The sequence below is a fragment of the Kineococcus rhizosphaerae genome, assembly GCF_003002055.1.
Taxonomy (GTDB): Bacteria; Actinomycetota; Actinomycetes; order Actinomycetales; family Kineococcaceae; genus Kineococcus; species Kineococcus rhizosphaerae.
The window spans coordinates 141,540-163,313 of sequence record NZ_PVZF01000002.1; the positions used below are offsets into that span (position 1 = coordinate 141,540).

Consider the following 21,774-nt stretch of genomic DNA (forward strand, 5'->3'; position numbering starts at 1 on the left):
TGGAGTGAGGTTCCGGCGGGGGACTCCTCAGCGACAGGTGGCGGCCTGGGTGCGGCACAGGTCGACGTGGCGACGACGGACCAGCCGTCCGTTCGTCGCGCTCACGACCCGCTCCGCCGGCACGGGTCAAGGGTAGGCCCGGCGTCCCCGTCCCGCCGCTCACCCCGGTGACGGGTGGGGTCAGCGGCGGTGGCCCAGGACGAAGGTCCGGATCGCGGTGACCGCGGCCCCGCGGGCCCACTCGGTGAAGCCGGTCGGCTGCACGACGAGGTCGAGGTCGGTGGCGTAGGAGCTGCGGTGCTCGGCGATGCCGCGGTGCAGGGCGTCCTCGCCGACCAGGGCGAGCCGGATGCCCTCACCCGACAGGATCACCATCTCGGGCATCGTCAGGTTGCCGACCGCCGCGACGAGCACGCCCAGGCCGTAGGCCGAGTCGTCGACGACCCGGCGGGCCAGGGGGTCCCCGGCGGCCGCGAGGTCCAGGACCTCCTCGTAGCCGACCGCGCGCCGCAGCGCCACCGAGGCCCGGGACTGCACGGCGGCCACGGTGAGCAGGGCGTCGGCGCAGCCGAGGTGGCCGGCGGGGCACAGCGGCCCCCCGGGCAGCAGCGGGTAGTGCCCCAGCAGGCCCACGCCGGCGTCGGGCCGGTCGAGCACCTCGTCGCGGACCACGAGCCCGTACCCGAGCCCCTCGCCGATGGTCAGCACGGCGAAGTGCCCGCAGCGGCGGGCCGAGCCGAACCACTGCTCCGCGCGCGTGAAGGACAGCAGGTCGTTGTCGACGACGACGGGCAGGTCGAGCTCGGCCTCCAGGACGGGGCCGAGCGGCACGTCCTGCCAGCCGAGGAAGCTGGCGTTCAGGACGTGCCCGTGCTCACCCACCAGCCCGCCCAGGGCGACCCCGACGGCGCGCAGCGAGCCGGCGTGCTCGGGGTGGCCGGCGACGACGGAGCGGACGAGGTCCACGACGGTGGCCACCACCGCGTCGGGCGTCCGGTCGGGCAGCTCGGCCTCGGCGGTGTCCAGCACGGTGGCGCGCAACGACGTCAGCACGACGTGCACGGTGGTGGCGGTGAGCTTGACCCCGACGAACAGGTGCGAGGTCTCGTCGACGTCCATGGGCCGGGTCGGCCGGCCCGTGACGGGGTCGCTGGCCTCGCCGATCTCCTGCAGCAGACCGGAGTCGAGCAACGGCTTGGACAGCCGGGTCAGGGTGCCGGGCGACAGGTCCAGCCGCCGGGCCAGTTCGCTGCGGGCCAGTGGCCCGTCGAGCAGCACCTCCAGCGCGATGCTGTGCGCGGTGCCGGTCAGGGGGGTCCACGCCACGGCGCTGGTGTCGGTGATCGTGACACCCGCCGGACGAGGAGTTGCGAGAGCGTCCACGATCCGCCTCCTTCGTGACCGGATGGTACCCCTGGGAGAGACCTTTGGGAGTGTTGCAGTGGAACTCACTTGAGGACATCCGCGCCGAAAAGACCGTGACGTCGCCGTGATTGACGAACTGGGAGTTTCAGCGTAGAACTTCCACGTCCCGTACACCGACGTGCCGACGGAGCCACCGTGAGCCAGCACGACCCCGCACCCCAGCCCGAGACGCCTGTCGTCGCGGGCCGGACCGTGCACCTGCGCGCCGCGGGCGTGAGCCTCGTCCTCGACGTCCACCCGGACTCGACGCCGACGCTCGTGCACTGGGGCGCCGACCTCGGCGACCTGTCGCAGCCGGCCCTGGCCGACCTCGTCACCGCGGGCCGGACGGCCCGCAGCAACAACGACCTCGACGTGCCGCAACCCCCGCGGCTGCTGCCCGAGCAGTCCTGGGGCTGGAGCGGGCGCCCCGGGCTCGTCGGGCACCGGGCCGGTGCGGCCTGGTCGACGCGGTTCGTCCCCACCCACCTCGAGGTCACCGGCGGAGTCACCGGCGGGGTCACCGACGGCGACGCGGGGGGCCGGGTCGCGCTGCGGGCCACCGACCGCGACGCGCACCTCGACCTCGAGATCGAGCTGGAACTCCTGCCCTCGGGCCTGCTGCGCCACCGCGCCACCGTCACGAACACCGGCCCCGACGCGTACGAGGTCGCCGAGCTGGCCCTGGCCCTGCCCGTGCCGCCCGTGGCCACCGAACTGCTCGACCTCGCCGGCCGGTGGGCCAAGGAGCGCATCCCGCAGCGTCGGGCCCTGACGTTCGGCTCCCACGTCCGGGAGAACCGCCGCGGGCGCACCGGTCCCGACGCCCCCCTGGTCGTGGCCGTGGGGACCGAGGGTTTCGGGTTCCGGCGCGGCGAGGTGTGGGCGCAGCACACCGCGTTCAGCGGCAACCACCGCTCGGTCGTCGAACGCCTGTCCTCGGGAGCCACGACGGTCGCGGGCGGCGAACTCCTGCTGCCCGGCGAGGTCCGGCTCGCGACGGGGGAGCAGTACCGCACCCCGTGGGTGTTCGGCGCCTGGTCGGACGCCGGCCTCGACGGCGTCGCCGCCCGGTTCCACGACCACCTGCGGGCCCGCCCGCACCACCCGCACGGTCCGCGGCCCGTCGTGGTGAACACGTGGGAGGCCGTCTACTTCGACCTCGACCTCGAGCGCCTGCTGGAACTGGCCAGGGCCGCCGCCGACGTCGGCGCCGAGCGCTACGTCCTGGACGACGGGTGGTTCCGCCACCGCCGGTCGGACGACGCCGGGCTCGGCGACTGGTACGTCGACGAGGGGATCTGGCCGCAGGGTCTGCACCCGCTCGTCGACGGCGTCCGCGAACTCGGCCTGCAGTTCGGGTTGTGGGTCGAACCGGAGATGGTGAACCCCGACTCCGACCTGGCCCGCGCGCACCCGGACTGGATCCTGCGCAGCGGGGACCGGCTGCCCCCGGCCTCGCGCCAGCAGCAGGTCCTCGACCTCGGGAACCCCGACGCCTACGCGTACGTGCTCGGACGGCTCGACGCCCTGCTGTCCGAGTACGAGATCTCCTACCTGAAGTGGGACCACAACCGCGACCTCGTCGAGGCCGGTTCCGGGCCGGTGCGCGCTCCCGGGGTCCACGCCCAGACCCTGGCGACCTACCGCCTGCTCGACGAGCTGCGGGCGAGGCACCCCGGGGTCGAGATCGAGTCCTGCTCCTCCGGTGGCCTGCGCGTCGACCTCGAGATCCTCGAGCACACCGACCGGGTCTGGGCCAGCGACTGCATCGACCCGCTGGAACGCCAGGACATCCAGCGGTGGACGCTGCAGCTGCTGCCGCCCGAACTCATCGGGTCGCACGTGGGTGCCTCGCCCTCGCACACGACGCACCGCGCGAACGACCTGTCGTTCCGGGCCGGGACGGCGTTGTTCGCCTCGTTCGGCATCGAGACCGACCTCACCCGCCTCAGCGGCGCCGAACGCGACGAACTGCGCCGCTGGGTGGCGTTGTACAAGGACGTCAGGTCGTTGGTGCACACCGGGACGACGGTGCGCAGCGACGACCACGACGAGTCGTTCCGCGTGCACGGTTCCGTCGCCCCGGACGCCTCCGACGCGCTCTTCGCGGTCGTCCAGACGGGGACCCCCGACGGTTCGGTCCCCGGCCGGGTCCGGCTCCCGGGCCTGCTGGCCGACGCCGAGTACCACGTGAGCGCCCAGGAACCCGGGGACGCCCCCCGGGTCCGGGGCGAGGCCGACCTGCCCTGGCTCGCTTCCGGAGTGCGTCTCACCGGGCGTGCGCTCGGTGCGGTCGGGCTCGCCGCGCCGGCCCTGCAACCCCAGCAGATCCTCCTCGTGCGCGCCCGGCGCACCTGAGGCAAACCCCTTCGACCGCAGTCCCGCAGAACCGCTTGACAACCCATCCACCCACACCCACGCTGACGGTGAGGGACCGTGTGATCTCCGCGCAGGAGATCGAGGATCCCGCACCGCGTGCCCGTCCCGCCGACCGCGGGACGCCGACGAAGGAGTCGCGATGAATCGCCCCGCCACCGAGTCCGAGTACCTCGCGAGCCTCGTGCCCGCCTCCGCCGGCCGCCAGGGTTTCAGCCGCCGCAACGTGTTGCGCGGTTCCCTCCTGGCCGCCGGGATCCCCGCCCTGCTCGCCGCCTGCGGCGGCGGTGGCGGCAACAGCGGTTCCGGGGGCGGCGGGGGCCAGGTCACCCTGGGGTCCAACTTCTCCGACGAGGTCCCCCTGAAGACGATGAAGGCCATGGTCGAGGACGCCCAGAAGAAGCAGGGCATCTCGATCAAGCTGAACACCGTCGACCACACGACGTTCCAGAACAACATCAACAACTACCTGCAGGGCAGCCCGGACGACGTGTTCTCCTGGTTCGCCGGGTACCGCATGCAGTTCTTCGCCGCGCAGGGCCTGGCGTCGGACATCTCCGACATCTGGGGCTCGATCGGCGCCAACTACACCGACGCCTTCAAGAAGGCCTCCACCGGTGAGGACGGCAAGCAGTACTTCGTCCCCACCACCTACGGCCCGTGGGCCGTCTTCTACCGCAAGTCGCTGTGGCAGGAGAAGGGCTACCAGGCCCCCAAGACCCTCGACGAGATGAAGACCCTCGCGACGCAGATGCAGAAGGACGGTCTCGTCCCGCTCGCCTTCGCCGACAAGGAGGGCTGGCCGGCCATGGGCACCTTCGACCAACTCAACATGCGCATCAACGGCTACCAGTTCCACGTCGACCTGATGGCCGGCAAGGAGGCCTGGACCGACCAGAAGGTCAAGACGGTCTTCGACACCTGGAAGGGTCTGCTGCCCTTCCACCAGACCGACTCCCTGGGGCGCACCTGGCAGGAGGCGGCCACCGGTGTCGTCAACAAGACGTCCGGCATGATGGTCATCGGCTCCTTCATCGGCCAGCAGTTCGAGGAGGCCGACCAGGAGGACATCGACTTCTTCAACTTCCCCGAGGTCGACTCCGCGGTCGGCGCCGACGCGGTCGAGGCCCCCATCGACGGCTTCATGATGTCCAAGCGCCCCCGCAACGAGGACGGCGCGAAGAAGCTGCTGGAGTACTTCGGCTCCCCGGACGACGGTGTCGTCCAGACGACCAACGACCCGTCGGGCATCGCCGCCAACACGAAGTCCGACCAGTCGCACTACACCGAGCTGCAGAAGAAGTGCGCCGAGTTCGTGGCCAGCGCCAAGTCCATCTCGCAGTTCATGGACCGCGACACCCGCCCCGACTTCGCCTCGACGGTCATGATCCCCTCGCTGCAGTCGTTCATCCAGAACCCGAACGACATCGACGGGCTCTGCACGCAGATCGAGAACCAGAAGAAGAGCATCTTCACCTCCTGAAGGAGCGCCCGTGTCGTCCCCCGACCTGCCGCTCGTGGCCCCGCAGACGGCGCACGCCGCGCCGTCCGCGGGTTCCCACAAGGGCACCGGCAAGAAGCAACGCGTCCGTCGGCTGACCGGCCGGGACCGCGTGGCCGTCATCCTCATGGTGGCCATCCCGACCCTCGTGGTCGTCGGCCTCATCTGGCTGCCGGCCATCGCCTCGGTCCTGCTGTCGTTCACCAACTGGAACGGCGTCGGATCGCTGGCGGACGTGAAGGTCATCGGTGTGGAGAACTACACCAACGTCTTCACGAACTACCCGCCCTTCAAGCCGGCCGTCGAGCACAACCTGCTGTGGCTCGTCGTGATGTTCGTGGTGGCGACACCGCTCGGCATCCTCTTCGCGGTCCTCATCGACAAGGAGCTGAAGGGCAGCCGGTTCTACCAGACCGCGCTGTACCTGCCGGTGGTCCTGTCGCTGGCCCTCGTCGGCTTCATCTGGCAGCTCATGTACTCCCGGGACCAGGGCCTCATCAACGCGGTCCTGGGCACCCAGATCGACTTCTACGGCGACCCGAAGTGGAACATCTGGGCCGCGCTGTTCGCGACCTGCTGGAAGCAGGTCGGGTACGTCATGCTGCTGTACTTGGCCGGCCTCAAGGGGGTCGACGCCTCGCTCAAGGAGGCGGCCCAGATGGACGGCGCCAACCAGGTCCAGACGTTCTTCCGGATCGTCTTCCCGGTCATGCGCCCCATCAACATCATCGTCCTGGTCATCACGGTCATCGAGTCGCTGCGCGCCTTCGACCTGGTCTGGGTCATCAACCAGGGCCGCAACGGCCTGGAGCTCATCGCGACCCTGGTGACCGCGAACATCGTGGGTGAGGCCAGCCGCATCGGCTTCGGCTCCGCCCTGGCGACGATCATGCTCGTGATCTCGCTGGTGTTCATCAGCATCTACCTGTGGGTCGTCATGCGGGAGGACGAACGATGAGCACGAGCACCATCGGGGGTGTCGGGGGCCGCACGGTCCCCGGCGTCCCGAAGGCGGAGCGCCGCACGCCGCCCGCACGGATCGTCCTGTACGTCTTCCTCATCGGCGCGTCGATCCTGTGGCTCTTCCCGCTGCTGTGGGCGGTGTTCAACAGCTTCCGCGACTACGGCTACACCCAGGCCAACGGGTACGCCTCGTTCGGCGGCTTCACGATCAAGAACTACGTGAACGCGTGGCAGCAGGGCGACTTCGGGCGCCACTTCCTCAACTCCGTGATCATCACGGTGCCGTCGGTGGTGCTCGCGCTGCTGCTGGCCTCGATGGTCGCGTTCGTCGTGGCCCGGTTCAACTTCAAGTTCAACCTCGCCCTCCTCGGCCTCTTCACGGCGGCCAACCTGCTGCCGCCGCAGGCCCTGCTGATCCCGCTCTACCGCTTCTTCCGCGCCATCGAGGTCCCGTACTGGTTCAGCTACTCCGGCACGCTGCTGGACAGCTACTGGGCGCTGATCATCGTCAACACGGCCTTCCAGACGGGCTTCTGCGCCTTCGTGCTCAGCAACTACATGAAGACGCTGCCCTACGAGCTGTACGAGGCCGCCCAGGTCGACGGCCTGAGCGTCTTCAAGCAGTACTGGAAGATCACCCTTCCGCTGTGCCGGCCCGCGCTGGCGGCCCTGGCGGTCCTGGAGATCACCTGGATCTACAACGAGTTCTTCTGGGCCACGGTCCTGCTGCAGTCGGGGGACAAGTTCCCGATCACGAGCTCGCTGAACAACCTCAAGGGCCAGTTCTTCACCGACTACAACCTGCTGTCCGCCGGGTCCGTCCTCGTCGCCCTGCCGGTGCTGGTCGTCTTCTTCGCGCTGCAGAAGCAGTTCGTCTCCGGTCTGACGCTGGGAGCCACCAAGGGATGAACCACTGGTTCGAGGACTTCACGCCCGCGCGAGGCGCCCTGCCCGCGCGGGCGTGGGTGCGCACGGACGCACCCGCGCTCTCCCTCGACGGGGGCTGGCGCTTCCGGTACGCCGAGCGCGCCGACGGCCCCACCGACTTCACGGCCCCCGGGTTCGACGACGCGGCCTGGGACGAGATCACGGTCCCCGGGCACTGGCAGCTGCAGGGGTGGGGGAAGCCCGCCTACACGAACATCACGTACCCGTTCCCCGTCGAGCCGCCCTTCGTGCCGGACGAGAACCCGACCGGTGACCACCGGCGCACCTTCACGGTGCCGGAGTCGTTCGGCGACTCCCGGGTGGTCCTGCGGTTCGAGGGCGTCGACTCGGCGTTCACGGCCTGGGTCGACGGGACCGAGGTCGGCCGCTCGGTCGGCTCGCGCCTGCCCGTCGAGTTCGACGTCACCGACGCCCTCACGGGCGGCGGTGAGCACGTCCTGGCCGTGCGGGTCCACCAGTGGTCCGGCGCGAGCTACCTCGAGGACCAGGACATGTGGTGGCTGTCGGGGATCTTCCGCGACGTGACCCTGCAGGCCCGACCCGCCGGTGGCGTCGAGGACGTCTTCGTGCACGCCGGGTACGCCGGTGGCACCGGGACGCTGCGCGTCGACACCCCGTCGCCGGCCCGGCTGCTGGTCCCCGAGCTCGGCGTCGACGCCGCCACCGGGGAGGACCTCGAGCTGCCGGCCGTCGAGCCCTGGTCGGCCGAGGTGCCCCGCCTCTACGACGCCGAGGTCGTCACGGACACCGAGCGGGTGCGCCTGCGGATCGGCTTCCGGACCGTCGCGATCGTCGACGGGGTGTTCACCGTCAACGGGGTGCCCGTCAAGCTGCGCGGCGTGAACCGGCACGAGGTGTCGGCCGACCGCGGCCGGGCCGTCACCGAGGACGAGATGCTCGCCGACGTGCTGCTCATGAAGCGGCACAACGTCAACGCCGTCCGCACGAGCCACTACCCGCCGCACCCGCGGTTCCTGGAGCTGTGCGACGAGCACGGCCTGTGGGTCGTCGACGAGTGCGACCTGGAGACCCACGGGTTCTGGTTCCTGGACTGGCGCGACAACCCCTCCGACGACCCGCGCTGGCACGACGCGCTCATCGACCGCATCACCCGCACCGTCGAACGCGACAAGAACCACCCCAGCGTCGTCCTGTGGTCGCTGGGCAACGAGAGCGGCACCGGGCGCAACCTCGCCGCGATGTCGGCGTGGGCCAAGGACCGCGACGGTTCCCGCCCCGTGCACTACGAGCACGACTGGGCCGTCCCCTACGCCGACGTGTACTCGCGCATGTACGCCAGCCACGCCGAGGTGGCCGCCATCGCCACCCGCACCGAGGAACCGCTGGAGGACCCCGCGGCCGACGCGCGGCGGCGGGCCATGCCGTTCGTGCAGTGCGAGTACGCGCACGCGATGGGCAACGGGCCCGGTGGTCTGGTCGAGTACCAGGACCTCTTCGAGTCCTCCGAGCGCTGCATGGGCGGGTTCGTCTGGGAGTGGATCGACCACGGCCTGCGGCAGCAGGGGCCGGACGGCCGGGAGCGCTTCGCCTACGGCGGCGACTTCGGCGAACCCGTCCACGACGGGGCGTTCGTGGCCGACGGACTCGTCTTCCCCGACCGCACGCCCTCACCGGGGCTGCTCGACTACGCCGCCGTCATCGCCCAGGTGCGGCTGCGCCCGGACTCCGCGTCCGGAGAGCCCCGGCTGCGGCTCACGAACCACCACGACGTCGTCGACCTCAGCCACGTCCGGTTGCGCTGGACGGTCGAGGACGACGGCGTGCAGATCGCGCACGGCGAGCTGCCGACGCCCGAGCTGGCGCCGCGGGCCTCGACGCTGCTGGAGACCCCGCACCTGGCGGCGGGCAGCGGGGAACGCTGGTTCACGGTGACCGCCGAACTGGCCGCGGCCACCTCGTGGGCCCCCGCCGGGCACGTCCTGGGCCGGGGGCAGGTGCAGCTGTCCGCCGCGACCGCGCCCGCCGCCACCGCAGGGGGACCGGTGCTGCGGGAGGGGTCCGACCTCCTCGTGGGGCCGGCGGTCCTCGACGCCCGCACGGGGGCGCTGCACCGGCTGGCCGGCCAGCGCGTCGAGACGGCGGAGTTCACCGTCTGGCGCGCGCCCACCGACAACGACCGCGGCGAGCACGGCGAACCCCTCGAACCCGCCTGGCGGGCCCTGGGCCTGCACCGCCTGCGCCACCGCACGGTGGACGTGGAGGTCAGGGACGAGGACGGTGTCGTCGTCCGGCGGCGCACGGCCCCCGCGGGCACCGACACCGGGTTCTCGACGACCTGGCGCTGGGCGGCGGAGGGTTCTGGGGTCCGGCTGACGGTCGACGTCGTCCCCGAGACCCCGGGCGGGCTCACGACCCCGCTGCCGCGGGTGGGGCTGCGGTTCGCGCTGCCGCGGGAGCTGCGCAACCTCGCGTGGTTCGGCCGCGGGCCGGGGGAGGCGTACCCCGACACCGGGACCGCTACCTGGGTCGGCACGTTCTCGGCGGCCGTGGAGGAGCTCCAGACGCCGTACGTCCGGCCCCAGGAGAACGGCCAGCGGTCCGACGTCCGGTGGGCGGAACTGACCGACGCCGCCGGCCGGGGGCTGCGGGTCAGTTCCACGGAACCGTTCGGGGTCACGGTGCGGCCGTGGAGCACCGAGACCCTGGACGCCGCGACCCACACCTCGGCGCTCGACGACGAGGGACGCGTCTGGCTGCACCTCGACCACGCCCAGCAGGGCATCGGCAGCGGGTCCTGCGGTCCGGGGGCGCTGCCGGCCTACCGGCTGGACGCGGCGCCCGTGAGCTTCAGCCTCTTGTTCGAGCGGGTCTGATCCCGACGGCGGTCCGGACGTCCGTCAGCGGCGCGTGCCGAGGACGAACGTCTGGATCGCCGTCACCGCCGCACCGCGCGACCACTCCGCGAACCCCGTGAGCTGGACGTCGACGGGGATCTGCTCGGCCACCCGGTTGCGGCCGGCGGCGATCGCCGCCTCCATCGCCTCCCGGCCGACCTCGGCCAGGCGCGCGTTCTCGCCCGAGACGACGATGCGCTCCGGCATCGTGAAGTTCCCGACCGCGGCGACGAAGGTCCCCAGAGCCCGTGCGGCGTCGTCGACGACCCGGCGCGCCAGCGGGTCCCCGGCGCTCGCCAGGTCCAGGACCTCCTCGACGGTGACGGGCCGGCGCAGGGCCAGTCCCGCGCGCGCGGTCAGCGCGCCCGTGGTGAGCACCGCCTCCGCGCAGCCCACGTGACCCTCCGGGCACAGGCCGCCGTACGGGTCGAGCGGGTGGTGCCCCAGCAGCCCGACCCCGGCGTCGGGGCGGTCCACGAGCTGGTCGTGCACGACGAGCCCGTACCCGATCCCCACCCCCACGACGACCACGGCGAAGTGCCGGCACCGGCGCGCCGTGCCGAACCACTGCTCGGCCCGCGTCAGGGACAGGACGTCGTTGTCGACGACGACGGGCAGCCCCAGCTCGGCCTCCAGGGCCGGACCGAACGCGACGTCCTCCCAGCCGAGGTAGCGGGCGCTGTCGACGACGCCGTCGGCGCCGACGCGGCCCCCCAGACCCACCCCGACCGCGCGGACCTCGCCGGGACCGGCGCCGGCGAGCTCGCGCACGAGCCGGGCCACCGTCGTGGTGACGTGGGCGGGGGAGCGGTCGCTCAGCGGCGCCTCCCGCGAGGTGATCACCTCCGCCCGCAGGGTGGTCAGGACGGCGTAGGCCGTGTCCGAGGTCAGCTTCACCCCGACGAACCGGTGGGTGGTGTCGTCCACGTCCAGGGGCCGGGTCAGCCGGCCGGAGACCGGGTCGCCGACGCCGCGGCTCTCGACGAGGAGCCCGGAGTCCAGCAGCGGTTTCGACAGCCGCGTGAGGCTGCCCGCGGACAGGTCCAGGCGCCGGGCCAGCTCGCTGCGCGTCAGCGGCCCGTCGAGCAGGACCTCCAGGGCGATCTGGTGGGCCGCCCCGGTCAGGGGGGTCCACAGCGACTGCCGCGCGGGCGAGTCCAGGCTCACACGACCTCCTCGTCGACAGCTGACCCACCGCCACGGTAGCTGACTTCCGCGGTGGAAGTCGAGCGCCAGAGCCGTACGAGACACCCACGTGTAGATTCCTTTCCGGCACCCGTTGACGCTGGCCCGTGTTTTGTCGTAGAACTCAGGGCACACCCGAGCCCGGCCCACGACGACGTGACCACGGAGATCCAGTGCACCCTGACCGCTGCTCGTCCCCCTCCGCCGCCTCCGCGCGGGAGGACTGACGCCATGGCCACCACGAGCCGCAGCGCCCGCACCCGCGGCCTCACGCTCAGCCGGGGACAGGGCCTGCGCCCCGACAGCAACGGCAGCCGCCGCGAGCGGCTGACCGCGCTGGCGTTCGTCGCCCCCGCCCTCCTCGGCTTCGTGGTCTTCTACCTGTGGCCCACCCTGCGCGGGATCTACTACAGCTTCACCGACTTCGACGTCTTCAACCGGCCGGTGTGGGTCGGGCTGCAGAACTACGTCGAGGTGTTCGGCGACGCCACCTTCGGCAACGCCATGAAGGTCACCGTCGAGTACGTGCTCATCAACATCGGCACCCAGACGGTCCTCGCGCTGCTGCTCGCCGTGCTGCTGCACCGCCTGACGCGCTCGGTGCTGGTCCGCAGCGTCATCGTGCTGCCGTACCTGATCTCCAACGTCGTCGTGGCGCTGGTCTTCTACTGGATGCTCGACGCGCAGATCGGCATCACCAACCAGTTCCTCGGCTGGCTGGGGCTGGACGCGATCCCGTTCTTCGGCGACCAGAACTGGGCGATCCCGACCATCGCGCTGGTCAACACCTGGCGCCACCTCGGCTACACGGCACTGCTGCTGTTCGCCGGCATGATCATGATCCCGAACGACGTATACGAGGCCGGCCGGGTCGACGGCGCGTCGGAGTGGAAGATGTTCTGGCGCATCACCCTGCCGCTGCTGCGGCCCATCCTCGCCCTCGTGCTGGTCATCACCGTCATCGGCTCGTTCCAGGCCTTCGACACCGTCGCCGTCACCACGGGCGGCGGGCCGGGCGACGCGACCCGGGTGATCCAGTACTACATCTTCGACCTCGCCTTCCAGCGCTACCGGTTCGGGTACGCCTCGGCGGTCTCGGTCGTCCTGTTCCTCATCCTGGCCGCCGTCGCCTTCGTGCAGTTGCGGCTCATGCGCGCCGACGAGTCCGACGTCGCCTGAGGGCGACCCACACCACAACGCGAGGAGGCGAAGTGGCCACCACGGCAACGACGTACGACCAGGTCGTCGCGGTCCACGGGACGGGCGCCGGCGAACGGCGGCGCGTGAGCGTGGGCCGGGTCCTGGCCTGGACCGTGCTCGGGCTCATCATGCTCGTCACGCTGTTCCCGTTCTACTGGATGCTGCGGACGGCGTTCTCCAACGGCGCCGCCCTGTCGTCCGAACCGTCGAGCCTGCTGCCCGTCGAGGGCACCTGGGGCGCCTTCAAGCGCGTGCTGGGCCTGGCCACGACGGCCGAGGCCCAGGCGCAGGGCGGGTCCGGCGCGGCCCTCGACATCGGCCGCTACCTGCTGAACTCCGTCATCGTCTCGGTGTGCATCACCGCCGGGCAGGTGTTCTTCGGCGCAATGGCCGCCTTCGCGTTCGCGCGGCTGCGCTGGCCCGGGCGCAACCTGGTGTTCTTCGTATTCCTCACCGCCCTCATGGTGCCGCCGATCTTCACGCAGCTGCCGAACTTCCTGCTGGTGCGCGACCTCGGGCTGCTGAACACCTACGCCGGGATCATCCTGCCGTTCTTCTTCATGACGCCGTTCGCCATCTTCTTCCTGCGCCAGTTCTTCCTCAGCATCCCCCGCGAGGTCGAGGAGGCCGCGCGCATCGACGGCGCCGGCGCGGTCCGGCGGTTCTTCCGGGTCATCCTGCCGATGGCGTCCGGGCCGTTGCTGACCCTGACGATCCTGCAGTACATCCAGGCCTGGGGCGAGTACTTCTGGCCGCTGCTGGTCGGCAGCGACGAGAAGGTCCGCGTCATCACCGTCGGGCTCGGCATCTTCCGCGCCCAGACCCCGCAGGGCACCCCCGACTGGGCCGGGCTCATGGCCGGGACCCTGCTGGCGGCCCTGCCCATCGTCATCCTGTTCGCGCTCTTCGCCCGCAAGATCGTGAACTCCATCGGCTTCTCCGGCATCAAGTGAGGTCCCCCGTGAACCTTCCCGCCCGCTCCCTGGGGCGCCGATCCGTCCTGGCCGGCGCGCTCGCCGGTGCCGGGGCCCTGCTCGCCGGTTGCGGTTCCTACGGGGTCGACCCCGGCGCCGACGGCGAGACCGGCACGGTCGTCTACTGGCTCTGGGAGTCGGCGCAGCTGCCGGCCTACCAGCAGTGCGCCCTCGACTTCCAGAAGCTCAACCCGGACATCGAGATCAAGATCGAGCAGTTCGGCTGGGACGACTACTGGAACAAGCTGTTCACGTCCTTCGTCGGCAACTCCGCACCCGACGTGTTCGCCAACCACACGGCCCGCTACGGGGAGTTCGCCCAGCGCGGGCTCATCGTCCCCATCGACGAGCAGGTCGCCGCGGCGGGGATCGACCTCGACGCGTACGTGGCGGGGACGGCCGACCTGTGGGTCGGGTCGGACGGCAAGCGGTACGGCCTGCCCAAGGACTTCGACGCCGTGGGCCTGTACTACAACGAGGACATGGTCGCCGACGCCGGGCTGAGTCGTGACGACCTGTGGAACCTGGACTGGAACCCCGACGACGGCGGCAGCTACGAGAAGGTCATCGCCCGCCTCACCATCGACCGCAACGGCAAGCGCGGGGACGAACCCGGGTTCGACAAGGGCAAGATCGCCACTTACGGCCTGGGGCTGAACTCCTCCGGCGGGTACGTCGGTCAGACCGAGTGGTCCTACCTCGTCATGACGACGGGCTGGACCTACATGGACAAGAAGGCCTGGGGCACGAAGTTCTACTACGACGACCCCAGGTTCCAGCAGACCGTCTCCTGGTGGCGCGGCTTGATCGACAAGGGCTTCATGCCCCCGCTGTCCTTCACCGAGGGCGGCTCGCAGGACCAGCAGATGCAGGCCGGCCGGTACGCCATGTGCTCGGAGGGCTCGTGGACGGCGAACACCTACAGCACGCTCAAGGGCGTGAAGATCGGGCTCGCCCCGACCCCGGTGGGCCCGGTCGGTCACCGCGCCTGCATGCAGAACTCCCTCGCGGACTCCATCTCCACCAGTTCGCAGGTCAAGGGGGCGGCCTGGAAGTGGGCGGCCTACCTCGGGTCGGAGGCGGCGCAGAGCGTGGTCGCCGAGGCCGGGGTCGTCATGCCGGCGCTGAAGTCGACCAACGCCGCGTCGAAGACCTCGCTGGGCAAGACGGGCCTCGACGTCAGCGCCTACACCGACCAGATCGACCAGCACACGACGTTCCCCTACCCGGCGGTCCTGCAGTCGACCGAGATCACCACGACCATGCAGTCGGCGATGGACAACGTCATGGCCTTCAACGCCGAGCCGTCGTCGCTGACCGCGACGAACCGCAAGCTCGACGCGCTCTTCACGTGACCGAACGGGCGGCGCGGTAGGCGCCGGGGGAGCAGCCGCACGCCTTGGAGAAGTGGGCGTACAGGCTGCTCCCCGACCCGAACCCGGCGGCGTGCGCGACGGCCGCCGTCGTCATGGTGGTCGTGAGCAGCAGCCGCTGCGCCTCGGCGATCCGGTGCCGCAGCAGCTGCTCCCCGAGCGTGGCGCCCGTCGCCTGCCGGAACAGCGTCGTCGCGTAGTTGGGGTTGAGGTTGGCCGCCCGGGCGATGTCGACGGTCGAGATGGCCCGCCGGAAGTTCTCGGCCGTGAACCGGGCCATCTGCGCGACGGGCCGCAGGTCGGGCCGTTGCCGGGGAGCGGGCGAGGAACCCTCGTGTGCCAGGATCCTCAGCACCATCGCGTTGGCCTCGAGCAGGACGGTCTCGGTGTGCCGGCCCGTGGCGAGGTCGCGCTGCCACGTGGCGAACTGCGCCTCGACGTGGGCGCCCACCGTCGCCGTGGGCACCACGACGGTCTCGTGCGACATGATCCGCGCCGAGAACTCCTCGGGCAGCGACCAGCGCAGCACGGCGGCCAGGGGCAGGTGGATCCAGCAGATGTCGCTGTCGTCGGACGGTTCGGCGGGGATCAGCCGGTGCGGCGCGGCCGCCCAGAACATCGCGGTGTGCCCCTCGGGCACGGTGACCCGTTCGCCGCCCAGGAGGTACTCCAGGGACCCCAGGACGGCGACGTTGATCTCGAGGTCGTCGTGCCGGTGGAACTCCCGCATGGGTGGGGCGGCGCCGCGGTGCACCCAGAGGGCGGGGTCGACGATGTTCACCACCTGAGGATACTGGAAGGTCTGCCGGGTTGTCCGGAGGTCGTGGAGGCGTCCGGGCGCCTACCGTGGAGCCATGACGCAGAGCCCCAAGATCACCATCATCGGCGCCGGTGGTTTCGTCTTCCCGTTCCGGCTGATCGGCGACATCCTCAGCTTCCCGGCCCTGCGCTCGGCCCGGCTGTGCCTCATGGACGTGCGTCCCGAGAAGCTGGGCCCGGTCGCCGACGCCGCGCGCAAGCTCGTCGCCCACCACGGCTTCGACGCCGAGGTCGAGGAGACGACCGACCGGCGTGCAGCCCTCGACGGCGCCGACTTCGTCATCATCACCTTCCAGGTCGGCGGCGTGGAGGCGTACAAGGACGACGTCCTCATCCCGCGCCGGTACGGGATCGACCAGACCGTCGGCGACACGATCGGCCCCGGCGGGGTCTTCCGGTTCCTGCGCTCGGTCCCCGCCTACGAGGTCATCGCCGCCGACGCGCTCGAGGTCTGCCCCGACGCGGTGTTCATCAACTACGCCAACCCGATGGCCATGGCGACGGCGTTCCTCAACGCCAAGGGCTTGAAGACGGTCGGGCTGTGCCACAGCGTCCAGGGCACCACGCGCATGCTGGCCCGCACGCTCGGCGTCCCCTACGAGGAGGTCAACTACCTCTCGGCCGGCATCAACCACCAGGCCTGGATCCTGAAGTTCCGCCACGGCACCGAGGACCTGTACCCGCGGCTGCGCGAGGTCATGAACGCCCGGCACGTCGTGGGCCGGGCCGCGGCCGAGCTCGCCGGTGACGACGGTGACCACTCCGAGGCCGCGCAGGCCGCCAGCACCTACGAGGGCGGCAACGAGCAGGTCCGCACGACCCTCATGAACGCCTTCGGGTACTTCGAGACCGAGTCCAGCCACCACGCCTCGGAGTACCTGCCGTACTTCCGCAAGAACCCCGAGATGGTCGAGCACTACATCCCCGAGCGCTGGGACTACTACGAGATCTGCGTGAACCACGACGACCAGGGCGACATCGACACCCAGCTCGACAAGCTCAAGGCCGAGCTCAAGCCGTCGGTCGAGTACGGGGCCTCGATCGTGAACTCCGTCGTCACCGGCGTCCCCAGCGTCGTCTACGGCAACGTCCCCAACGTGGGCGTGATCTCCAACCTGCCCCCCGACGCGTGCGTCGAGGTCCCCTGCCTCGTCGACGAGAACGGCGTGCAGCCGACCGCGATCGGGGAACTGCCGCTGCAGCTCGCCGCGCTGAACCGCACCAACGTCAACGTCCAGACCCTCGCCGTGCAGGCGGCCCTGACGGGCAACCGCGAGAACGTCCACCACGCGGTGGCGCTCGACCCGCTGACCGCGGCCCTGCTCACCCTCGAGCAGGCCCGCGCGATGACCGACGAGCTGCTGACCGCCCACGCCGAGCGCCTCCCGGAGAACCTGCGCGCATGACGAGCCGCCCGCCCATGGGCTGGAACTCCTGGGACTGCTACGGCACCACGGTGACCGAGGAGGAGGTGCTCGCCAACGCCCGGTTCCTGGCCGAGCACCTCCTGGAGTTCGGCTGGGACACCGTCGTCGTCGACATCGACTGGTCCGACCCGACGGCCAGGGCGCACGGCTACAACGCCGGTGCCCCGCTGTGCCTGGACGAGCGGGGCCGGCTCGTCCCCGACCCGGGCCGGTTCCCCAGCGCGGCCGGGGGAGCGGGGTTCGGTCCGCTGGCCGAGCAGGTCCACGCCCTGGGCCTGAAGTTCGGGATCCACGTCATGCGCGGCGTCCCCCGCCTCGCGGTCGACGAGAGCACGCCCTTCGTGGACCGGGACAACGTGTGCGAGTGGAACCCCGACATGCTCGGCCTCGACCACTCCCACCCGGGAGCCCAGGAGTACTACGACTCCGTCCTGGAGCTGTACGCGTCCTGGGGCGTCGACTTCCTCAAGGTCGACGACATGCTGTGGCCGTACCAGGCGCAGGAGATCGAGGCCTTCGCCGAGGCGATCCGGCGCTCGGGCCGCGACATCGCGCTCAGCCTGTCCCCGGGCCGGGACCTGTCGCTGTCACGGCTGGAGCACCTGCGCGAGCACGCCACGATGTGGCGCGTCTGCGACGACCTGTGGGACCGGTGGGCGGACGTGGAGGCGAACTTCGCCCGGTTCGCGCGCTGGGCCCCGCACGCCGGCCCGGACGGCTGGCCCGACGGCGACATGCTGCCCCTGGGGCGCATCGGGATCCGCGCCGAACGCGGCGAACCCCGCCACGACCGGCTCACCCCGGCCGAGCGGCGCACGCTCGTCACGTTGTGGGTCGTCGCCCGGTCACCGCTGATGATCGGCGGGGACCTGCCGTCGTCCGACCCGGCGACGGTCGCGTTGTTCACCAACCCCGACGTGCTGCGGGTGCTGGACTCCGGCGGCAGCCGGGAGGTGTTCCGCGAGGGTCCGCTCGTGCTGTGGACGGCCGACGGTGGCCACGTCGCCGCGTTCAACCTCGGCGACGAACCGCTGGACGTCGCCCTGGACAGCCGCGACGTGGACCTGCCGGGGCGGCTGGGGACGGTCACCGACCTGTGGACGGGCGAACCCGTCGCGACGGTGCCGGTGACGGCGCAGCGCGACGAGACCCGCGGTGTCGCCCCCGGCAGCACCGCGATCCCGCTGCGGATCGACCCGCACGGCGCGGTGCTGCTGCGGCACACCCCCTGAGACCGCGCGAGGCACACCTCGTGCCCCCGGTGGGCCCTTCCGAGGGTGCGAGGTGTGCCTTGAGCCCGGGTGGGGTCCGCCGGCTCAGGAGGCCAGCGCCCGCCAGGCCGTGCGGCGCCGCTGCTGCTCGTCGGGGTCGGTGACGGGCGCGGCGGCGACCAGTCGCCGCGTGTACGGGTCCACCGGCCGGGTCAGCACGTCCGCGGCCGGGCCCTGCTCGACGAGCCGGCCCCGGTGCAGGACCGCGACGCGGTCGGCGACCTGCCCCACGACGGCCAGGTCGTGGCTGATGAACAGGCTCGCGAACCCCAGCCGTCCCCGCAGCTCGGCCAGCAGGTCCAGGATGCGGGCCTGCACGGACACGTCGAGGGCGCTGGTGGGCTCGTCGGCGATGAGCAGGTCCGGTTCCAGGGCCACCGCCCGGGCGATGGCGACGCGCTGGCGCTGACCGCCGGACAGCTCGTGCGGGTAGCGGTCGGCGCTGCCGGCCGGCAGCGCCACGGAGTCCAGCAGCGCGGCGACGCGGGCCCGCACCGCGGCCGCGTCCAGCGACGTGTGCAGCAGCAGCGGTTCGGCGACGGAGTCGGCCACGACCGCCCGCGGGTCCAGCGAGGAGTAGGGGTTCTGGAAGACGACCCCGACCCGGGCGCGCAGGGACCGCAGCGCCGCCCCGCGCAGCGCCGAGGGGTCCTGCCCGCCGACGCGGACGGTCCCGGCGCTGGGCCGCACCAGGCCGTTCACCACCCCGGCCAGGGTGCTCTTGCCGGAGCCGGACTCACCGACCAGCCCCAGCACCTCCCCGGGGGCCACGTGCAGGTCCACCCCGTCCAGCGCCCGCAGGCCGGGACTGCCCCACCGGGCGCCGTAGACGACGCTCAGTCCGCGCACGTCCAGGACCGCCGTGCCCTCGGGGGCGGGGTGGGCACCGGGCCGGGAGACCCCCTCCGCCGCCTCGCCCAGCTCAGGTTCGGGCAGCCGGGGCACCGCGGCCAGCAGGTCCCGGGTGTACTGCGCCTGCGGGGCCCGCAGCACGTCGCGCACCGGGCCCGTCTCCACGACGAGGCCCTCGCGCATGACGACGACCCGGTCGGCGAGGTCGGCGACCACGCCCATGTCGTGCGTGATGAGCAGCACCGACGTCCCGCGCCGCACCGTCAGTTCCCGCAGCAGGTCCAGGACGTCGGCCTGCACGGTCACGTCCAGCGCCGTGGTCGGCTCGTCGGCGATCACCACGGCGGGCTCGTTCGCGAGCGCCATGGCGATGACGACGCGCTGCAGCTGCCCCCCGGACAGCTCGTGCGGGTAGGAGCGCAGCCGGCGCTCGGGGTCGGGCAAGGCGACGGTCCGCAGCAGCTCCAGGGCCCGGGCGCGCGCGGCCGCGCGCCCGGCGCCGGAGTGGACCCGAACCGCCTCGGCGAGCTGGTCCCCGATCCGCAGGACGGGGTTCAGGGCGCTCATGGGGTCCTGGAAGACCATGGACACGGTCCCGCCGCGCAGCCGGCGCAGCGCCTCGGGGCCCAGGGTCAGCAGGTCTCCGTGGCCGTCGAGGACGGCCCGGCCGCCGACCTCGGCGGTCGGCGGCAGCAGCCCCAGCAGCGACGTGGCGGTCACGCTCTTGCCCGAACCGGACTCCCCGACGACGGCCAGCACCTCACCGCGGCGCAGCTGCCAGGACGCACCGCGCACGGCGTGCGTCGCGGAGCCCCCGGCGCCGAAGGTGACGGTGAGGTCCTCCACGGACAGCAGCGGTGCGCCGTCGTGCGGGGTGCCGGTCCGGGCCTCGCTCACGAGCTGACACCCACCGCGAGGTAGTTCGGGTACGCGGGGAAGGCACCGATGAAGAAGTTCGTCACCTTCGAGCCGCGCAGGAACGAGTTGCGCGTGTAGATGAGCGGCACGACGGGGGAGTCGGCCATGACAGCCTTGTCGACCGCGACCCACGCCTTCGCGGCGGCGTCGGTGTCGACGGTGGCCTGGGCGGTGGCGATGGCCGCGTCGACGGCCGGGTTGGAGTAGCGCGCCGAGTTGTAGCCCCCGTCGCCGATCGCGGAGGTGGCGAACAGCGGCTGCAGGTTCGCGTTGGCGCTGGGGAAGTCCGGCTGCCAGGACGCCAGCGCCAGGTCGTACTCCTGGGCGTTCACGGTGTTGATGGCCGCGTAGTAGGCGTCCTCGTCGAGGACCTGCAGGGTGACGGTGATGCCGGCCTTCGCCAGCGACGCCTGGATCGCCTGCGCCTGGGCCGGGCCGTTGTTGGACTGGCTGACCAGCAGGGTCAGCCCGCTCAGGCCGTCGGGGTGACCGGCCTGGGCCAGCAGTTCCTTCGCCTTGGCCGGGTCCCCGGTCTTCTCGGTCGGGTAGAGGTCGAACTCCTCCCGGCCCGCGATGCCGTCGGTGATGAGGGTGGTGGCGATCTCCCCGGCCAGCGCGGCGGTGCCGGCGGTGGCGACCTGGAAGGCCGACTTGTCGACGGCGTACTGGAACGCCTTGCGGACGCCCGCGTCCTGCAGCGCGCCGCGGCGGGTGTTGAGGGACAGGAAGGCCAGCGCCCCGGACTGCGAGGTGACGAGGCGGTCCTTGGCGGCGGGGTTGTTGGCGACCTGGACGAGCTGGGCGGGGGAGACGAACCCGGCGCCGAAGGCGGACTGGTCGGCGGCCGAGTCCGCGGCCAGGCGCTGGGAGACGACGTCGGTGGCCTGCCCGAGGGAGAACACGACGGTGTCGGGCAGCGCGGGTCGCACGTCGTCGGTCTTCGCGTCCCAGTGCTCGTTGCGGGTCAGTTCCAGCTTCACGCCCTGCTGGACGGTCGAGAGCACGTAGGGGCCGGACGAGACCGGCTTCAGGCCGTAGTCCGCCTCGGCCCCCTTGCCCTCGGGCACGGGGGCGAACGCCGGGGTGCTTGCCACCCAGCCCCAGTCGCCGTAGGGGCGGGCCAGGGTGAAGACGAGGGTCTTGTCGTCGGGGGCGGCGATGGAGTCCAGGTGGGCGCCCTCGAACGGCCCGGCGTAGCCGGCGGCGCCCGCCAGCAGGTCCTTGTGGTAGGTCAGGCCGCCGCTGAAGGACGCCGCGAACGAGCGCTCCAGGCCCCACTTCACGTCGGCCGCACGGATCGGGGACCCGTCGGAGAACGTCAGCCCGTCCTTGAGGGTGAACGTCCACGTGGTGCCGTCGTCGCTGGTGGAGCCGACGTCGGTGGCCAGGTCCGGGACGAGCTGGGCCGGCTTCCCGGACTCCACCTTCCACGCCGTCAGGCGGCGGTGCACCAGGCCCAGGGACGTGATCGCCAGGCTCTGGCTCTTGGCGGGGTCGAAGTTCGTGGCCGTCGAGGAGACCAGGACGGTCAGCGTCCCGCCCTTGGCGGGGGCGGAGGAGGAACCCTGCCCCGAGCTCGAGCCCTGCCGCTCGTTGGCCCCGCAGGCGGCGAGGAAGGACGTCGCGCCGAGCCCGGCGAGCACGGAGCCGGCCAGGACCGTGCGGCGGGTCAGGAGCGGGGCGGGGGACTTGGAGACCACGGTGG

At 71.7% G+C, this 21,774-nt stretch carries 15 protein-coding genes; 10 read left to right on the forward strand and 5 right to left on the reverse strand.

Going from position 1 to position 21,774, the window contains the following annotated elements; translation table 11 throughout:
* Positions 1–180 precede the first annotated feature (180 nt).
* Positions 181–1,383, reverse strand: a complete 1,203-nt coding sequence (locus CLV37_RS04920) for an ROK family transcriptional regulator (protein WP_245885255.1) — start codon at positions 1,381–1,383, stop codon at positions 181–183.
* A gap of 177 nt (positions 1,384–1,560) precedes the next feature.
* Here CLV37_RS04920 and CLV37_RS04925 point away from each other — a divergent pair, with 177 nt between their 5' ends.
* The 5 genes from CLV37_RS04925 (at position 1,561) to CLV37_RS04945 (ending at position 10,029) form a co-directional block, all read left to right on the forward strand.
* Complete coding sequence (locus CLV37_RS04925) at positions 1,561–3,765, forward strand: alpha-galactosidase (RefSeq protein WP_211298401.1); 2,205 nt, start codon at positions 1,561–1,563, stop codon at positions 3,763–3,765.
* Positions 3,766–3,925: 160 nt separating this feature from the next.
* Complete coding sequence (locus tag CLV37_RS04930; RefSeq protein ID WP_106207750.1) at positions 3,926–5,266, forward strand: ABC transporter substrate-binding protein; 1,341 nt, start codon at positions 3,926–3,928, stop codon at positions 5,264–5,266.
* A gap of 10 nt (positions 5,267–5,276) precedes the next feature.
* Positions 5,277–6,242 carry a carbohydrate ABC transporter permease gene (locus tag CLV37_RS04935; RefSeq protein WP_106207752.1) on the forward strand — a complete coding sequence of 322 codons (966 nt, stop codon included), beginning with the start codon at positions 5,277–5,279 and terminating at the stop codon, positions 6,240–6,242.
* Complete coding sequence (locus tag CLV37_RS04940) at positions 6,239–7,156, forward strand: carbohydrate ABC transporter permease (RefSeq protein WP_106207754.1); 918 nt, start codon at positions 6,239–6,241, stop codon at positions 7,154–7,156. Before CLV37_RS04935 ends, CLV37_RS04940 begins: the two co-directional genes overlap by 4 nt.
* Positions 7,153–10,029 (forward strand): glycoside hydrolase family 2 TIM barrel-domain containing protein, encoded by a 2,877-nt coding sequence (locus CLV37_RS04945; protein ID WP_106207756.1) that lies wholly within the window; start codon positions 7,153–7,155, stop codon positions 10,027–10,029. The genes CLV37_RS04940 and CLV37_RS04945 overlap by 4 nt, the downstream gene beginning before the upstream one ends.
* 24 nt (positions 10,030–10,053) lie before the next feature.
* Here CLV37_RS04945 and CLV37_RS04950 read toward each other — a convergent pair whose 3' ends face one another.
* Positions 10,054–11,217, reverse strand: a complete 1,164-nt coding sequence (locus tag CLV37_RS04950; protein WP_106207758.1) for an ROK family transcriptional regulator — start codon at positions 11,215–11,217, stop codon at positions 10,054–10,056.
* Between the two features lie 249 nt (positions 11,218–11,466).
* Here CLV37_RS04950 and CLV37_RS04955 point away from each other — a divergent pair, with 249 nt between their 5' ends.
* Genes CLV37_RS04955 through CLV37_RS04965 form a run of 3 tightly spaced genes read left to right on the forward strand, consistent with a single transcriptional unit; the run spans position 11,467 to position 14,764 of the window.
* Positions 11,467–12,414: a carbohydrate ABC transporter permease gene (locus CLV37_RS04955; protein ID WP_106207760.1), complete on the forward strand. Its 948-nt coding sequence runs from the start codon at positions 11,467–11,469 to the stop codon at positions 12,412–12,414.
* 32 nt (positions 12,415–12,446) lie between these two features.
* The gene (locus CLV37_RS04960) at positions 12,447–13,388 is read left to right on the forward strand and encodes a carbohydrate ABC transporter permease (RefSeq protein ID WP_211298402.1); all 942 of its coding nucleotides are present in this window, start codon (positions 12,447–12,449) and stop codon (positions 13,386–13,388) included.
* Positions 13,389–13,396: 8 nt separating this feature from the next.
* The gene (locus CLV37_RS04965; RefSeq protein WP_211298403.1) at positions 13,397–14,764 is read left to right on the forward strand and encodes an ABC transporter substrate-binding protein; all 1,368 of its coding nucleotides are present in this window, start codon (positions 13,397–13,399) and stop codon (positions 14,762–14,764) included.
* Here the strand turns inward: CLV37_RS04965 and CLV37_RS04970 are convergent.
* A complete protein-coding gene (locus tag CLV37_RS04970) occupies positions 14,757–15,563 on the reverse strand; it encodes a helix-turn-helix domain-containing protein (RefSeq protein WP_106207762.1) in 807 nt (268 codons plus the stop codon). The genes CLV37_RS04965 and CLV37_RS04970 overlap by 8 nt on opposite strands.
* A gap of 73 nt (positions 15,564–15,636) precedes the next feature.
* Here CLV37_RS04970 and melA point away from each other — a divergent pair, with 73 nt between their 5' ends.
* On the forward strand, positions 15,637–17,007 hold the full coding sequence (gene melA / locus CLV37_RS04975; RefSeq protein ID WP_106207764.1) for an alpha-glucosidase/alpha-galactosidase: 1,371 nt from the start codon (positions 15,637–15,639) through the stop codon (positions 17,005–17,007).
* Positions 17,004–18,260 carry a glycoside hydrolase family 27 protein gene (locus CLV37_RS04980; protein WP_106207766.1) on the forward strand — a complete coding sequence of 419 codons (1,257 nt, stop codon included), beginning with the start codon at positions 17,004–17,006 and terminating at the stop codon, positions 18,258–18,260. Before melA ends, CLV37_RS04980 begins: the two co-directional genes overlap by 4 nt.
* 84 nt (positions 18,261–18,344) lie before the next feature.
* On the opposite strand, the gene CLV37_RS04985 is transcribed toward CLV37_RS04980, so the two are convergent.
* Positions 18,345–20,048, reverse strand: coding sequence for a dipeptide ABC transporter ATP-binding protein (locus CLV37_RS04985; protein ID WP_106207768.1), 1,704 nt, complete (start codon positions 20,046–20,048; stop codon positions 18,345–18,347).
* Positions 20,045–21,769: an ABC transporter substrate-binding protein gene (locus tag CLV37_RS04990; protein WP_211298404.1), complete on the reverse strand. Its 1,725-nt coding sequence runs from the start codon at positions 21,767–21,769 to the stop codon at positions 20,045–20,047. The genes CLV37_RS04985 and CLV37_RS04990 overlap by 4 nt, the downstream gene beginning before the upstream one ends.
* Between the last annotated feature and the right edge of the window lie 5 nt (positions 21,770–21,774).

Coding starts and splice junctions, on each gene's coding strand:
- CLV37_RS04980 (WP_106207766.1), top strand. CDS start 17,004: ATGACGAGCCGCCCGCCCATGGGCTGGAACTCCTGGGACTGCTACGGC.
- CLV37_RS04955 (WP_106207760.1), top strand. CDS start 11,467: ATGGCCACCACGAGCCGCAGCGCCCGCACCCGCGGCCTCACGCTCAGC.
- CLV37_RS04945 (WP_106207756.1), top strand. CDS start 7,153: ATGAACCACTGGTTCGAGGACTTCACGCCCGCGCGAGGCGCCCTGCCC.
- melA (WP_106207764.1), top strand. CDS start 15,637: ATGACGCAGAGCCCCAAGATCACCATCATCGGCGCCGGTGGTTTCGTC.
- CLV37_RS04940 (WP_106207754.1), top strand. CDS start 6,239: ATGAGCACGAGCACCATCGGGGGTGTCGGGGGCCGCACGGTCCCCGGC.
- CLV37_RS04930 (WP_106207750.1), top strand. CDS start 3,926: ATGAATCGCCCCGCCACCGAGTCCGAGTACCTCGCGAGCCTCGTGCCC.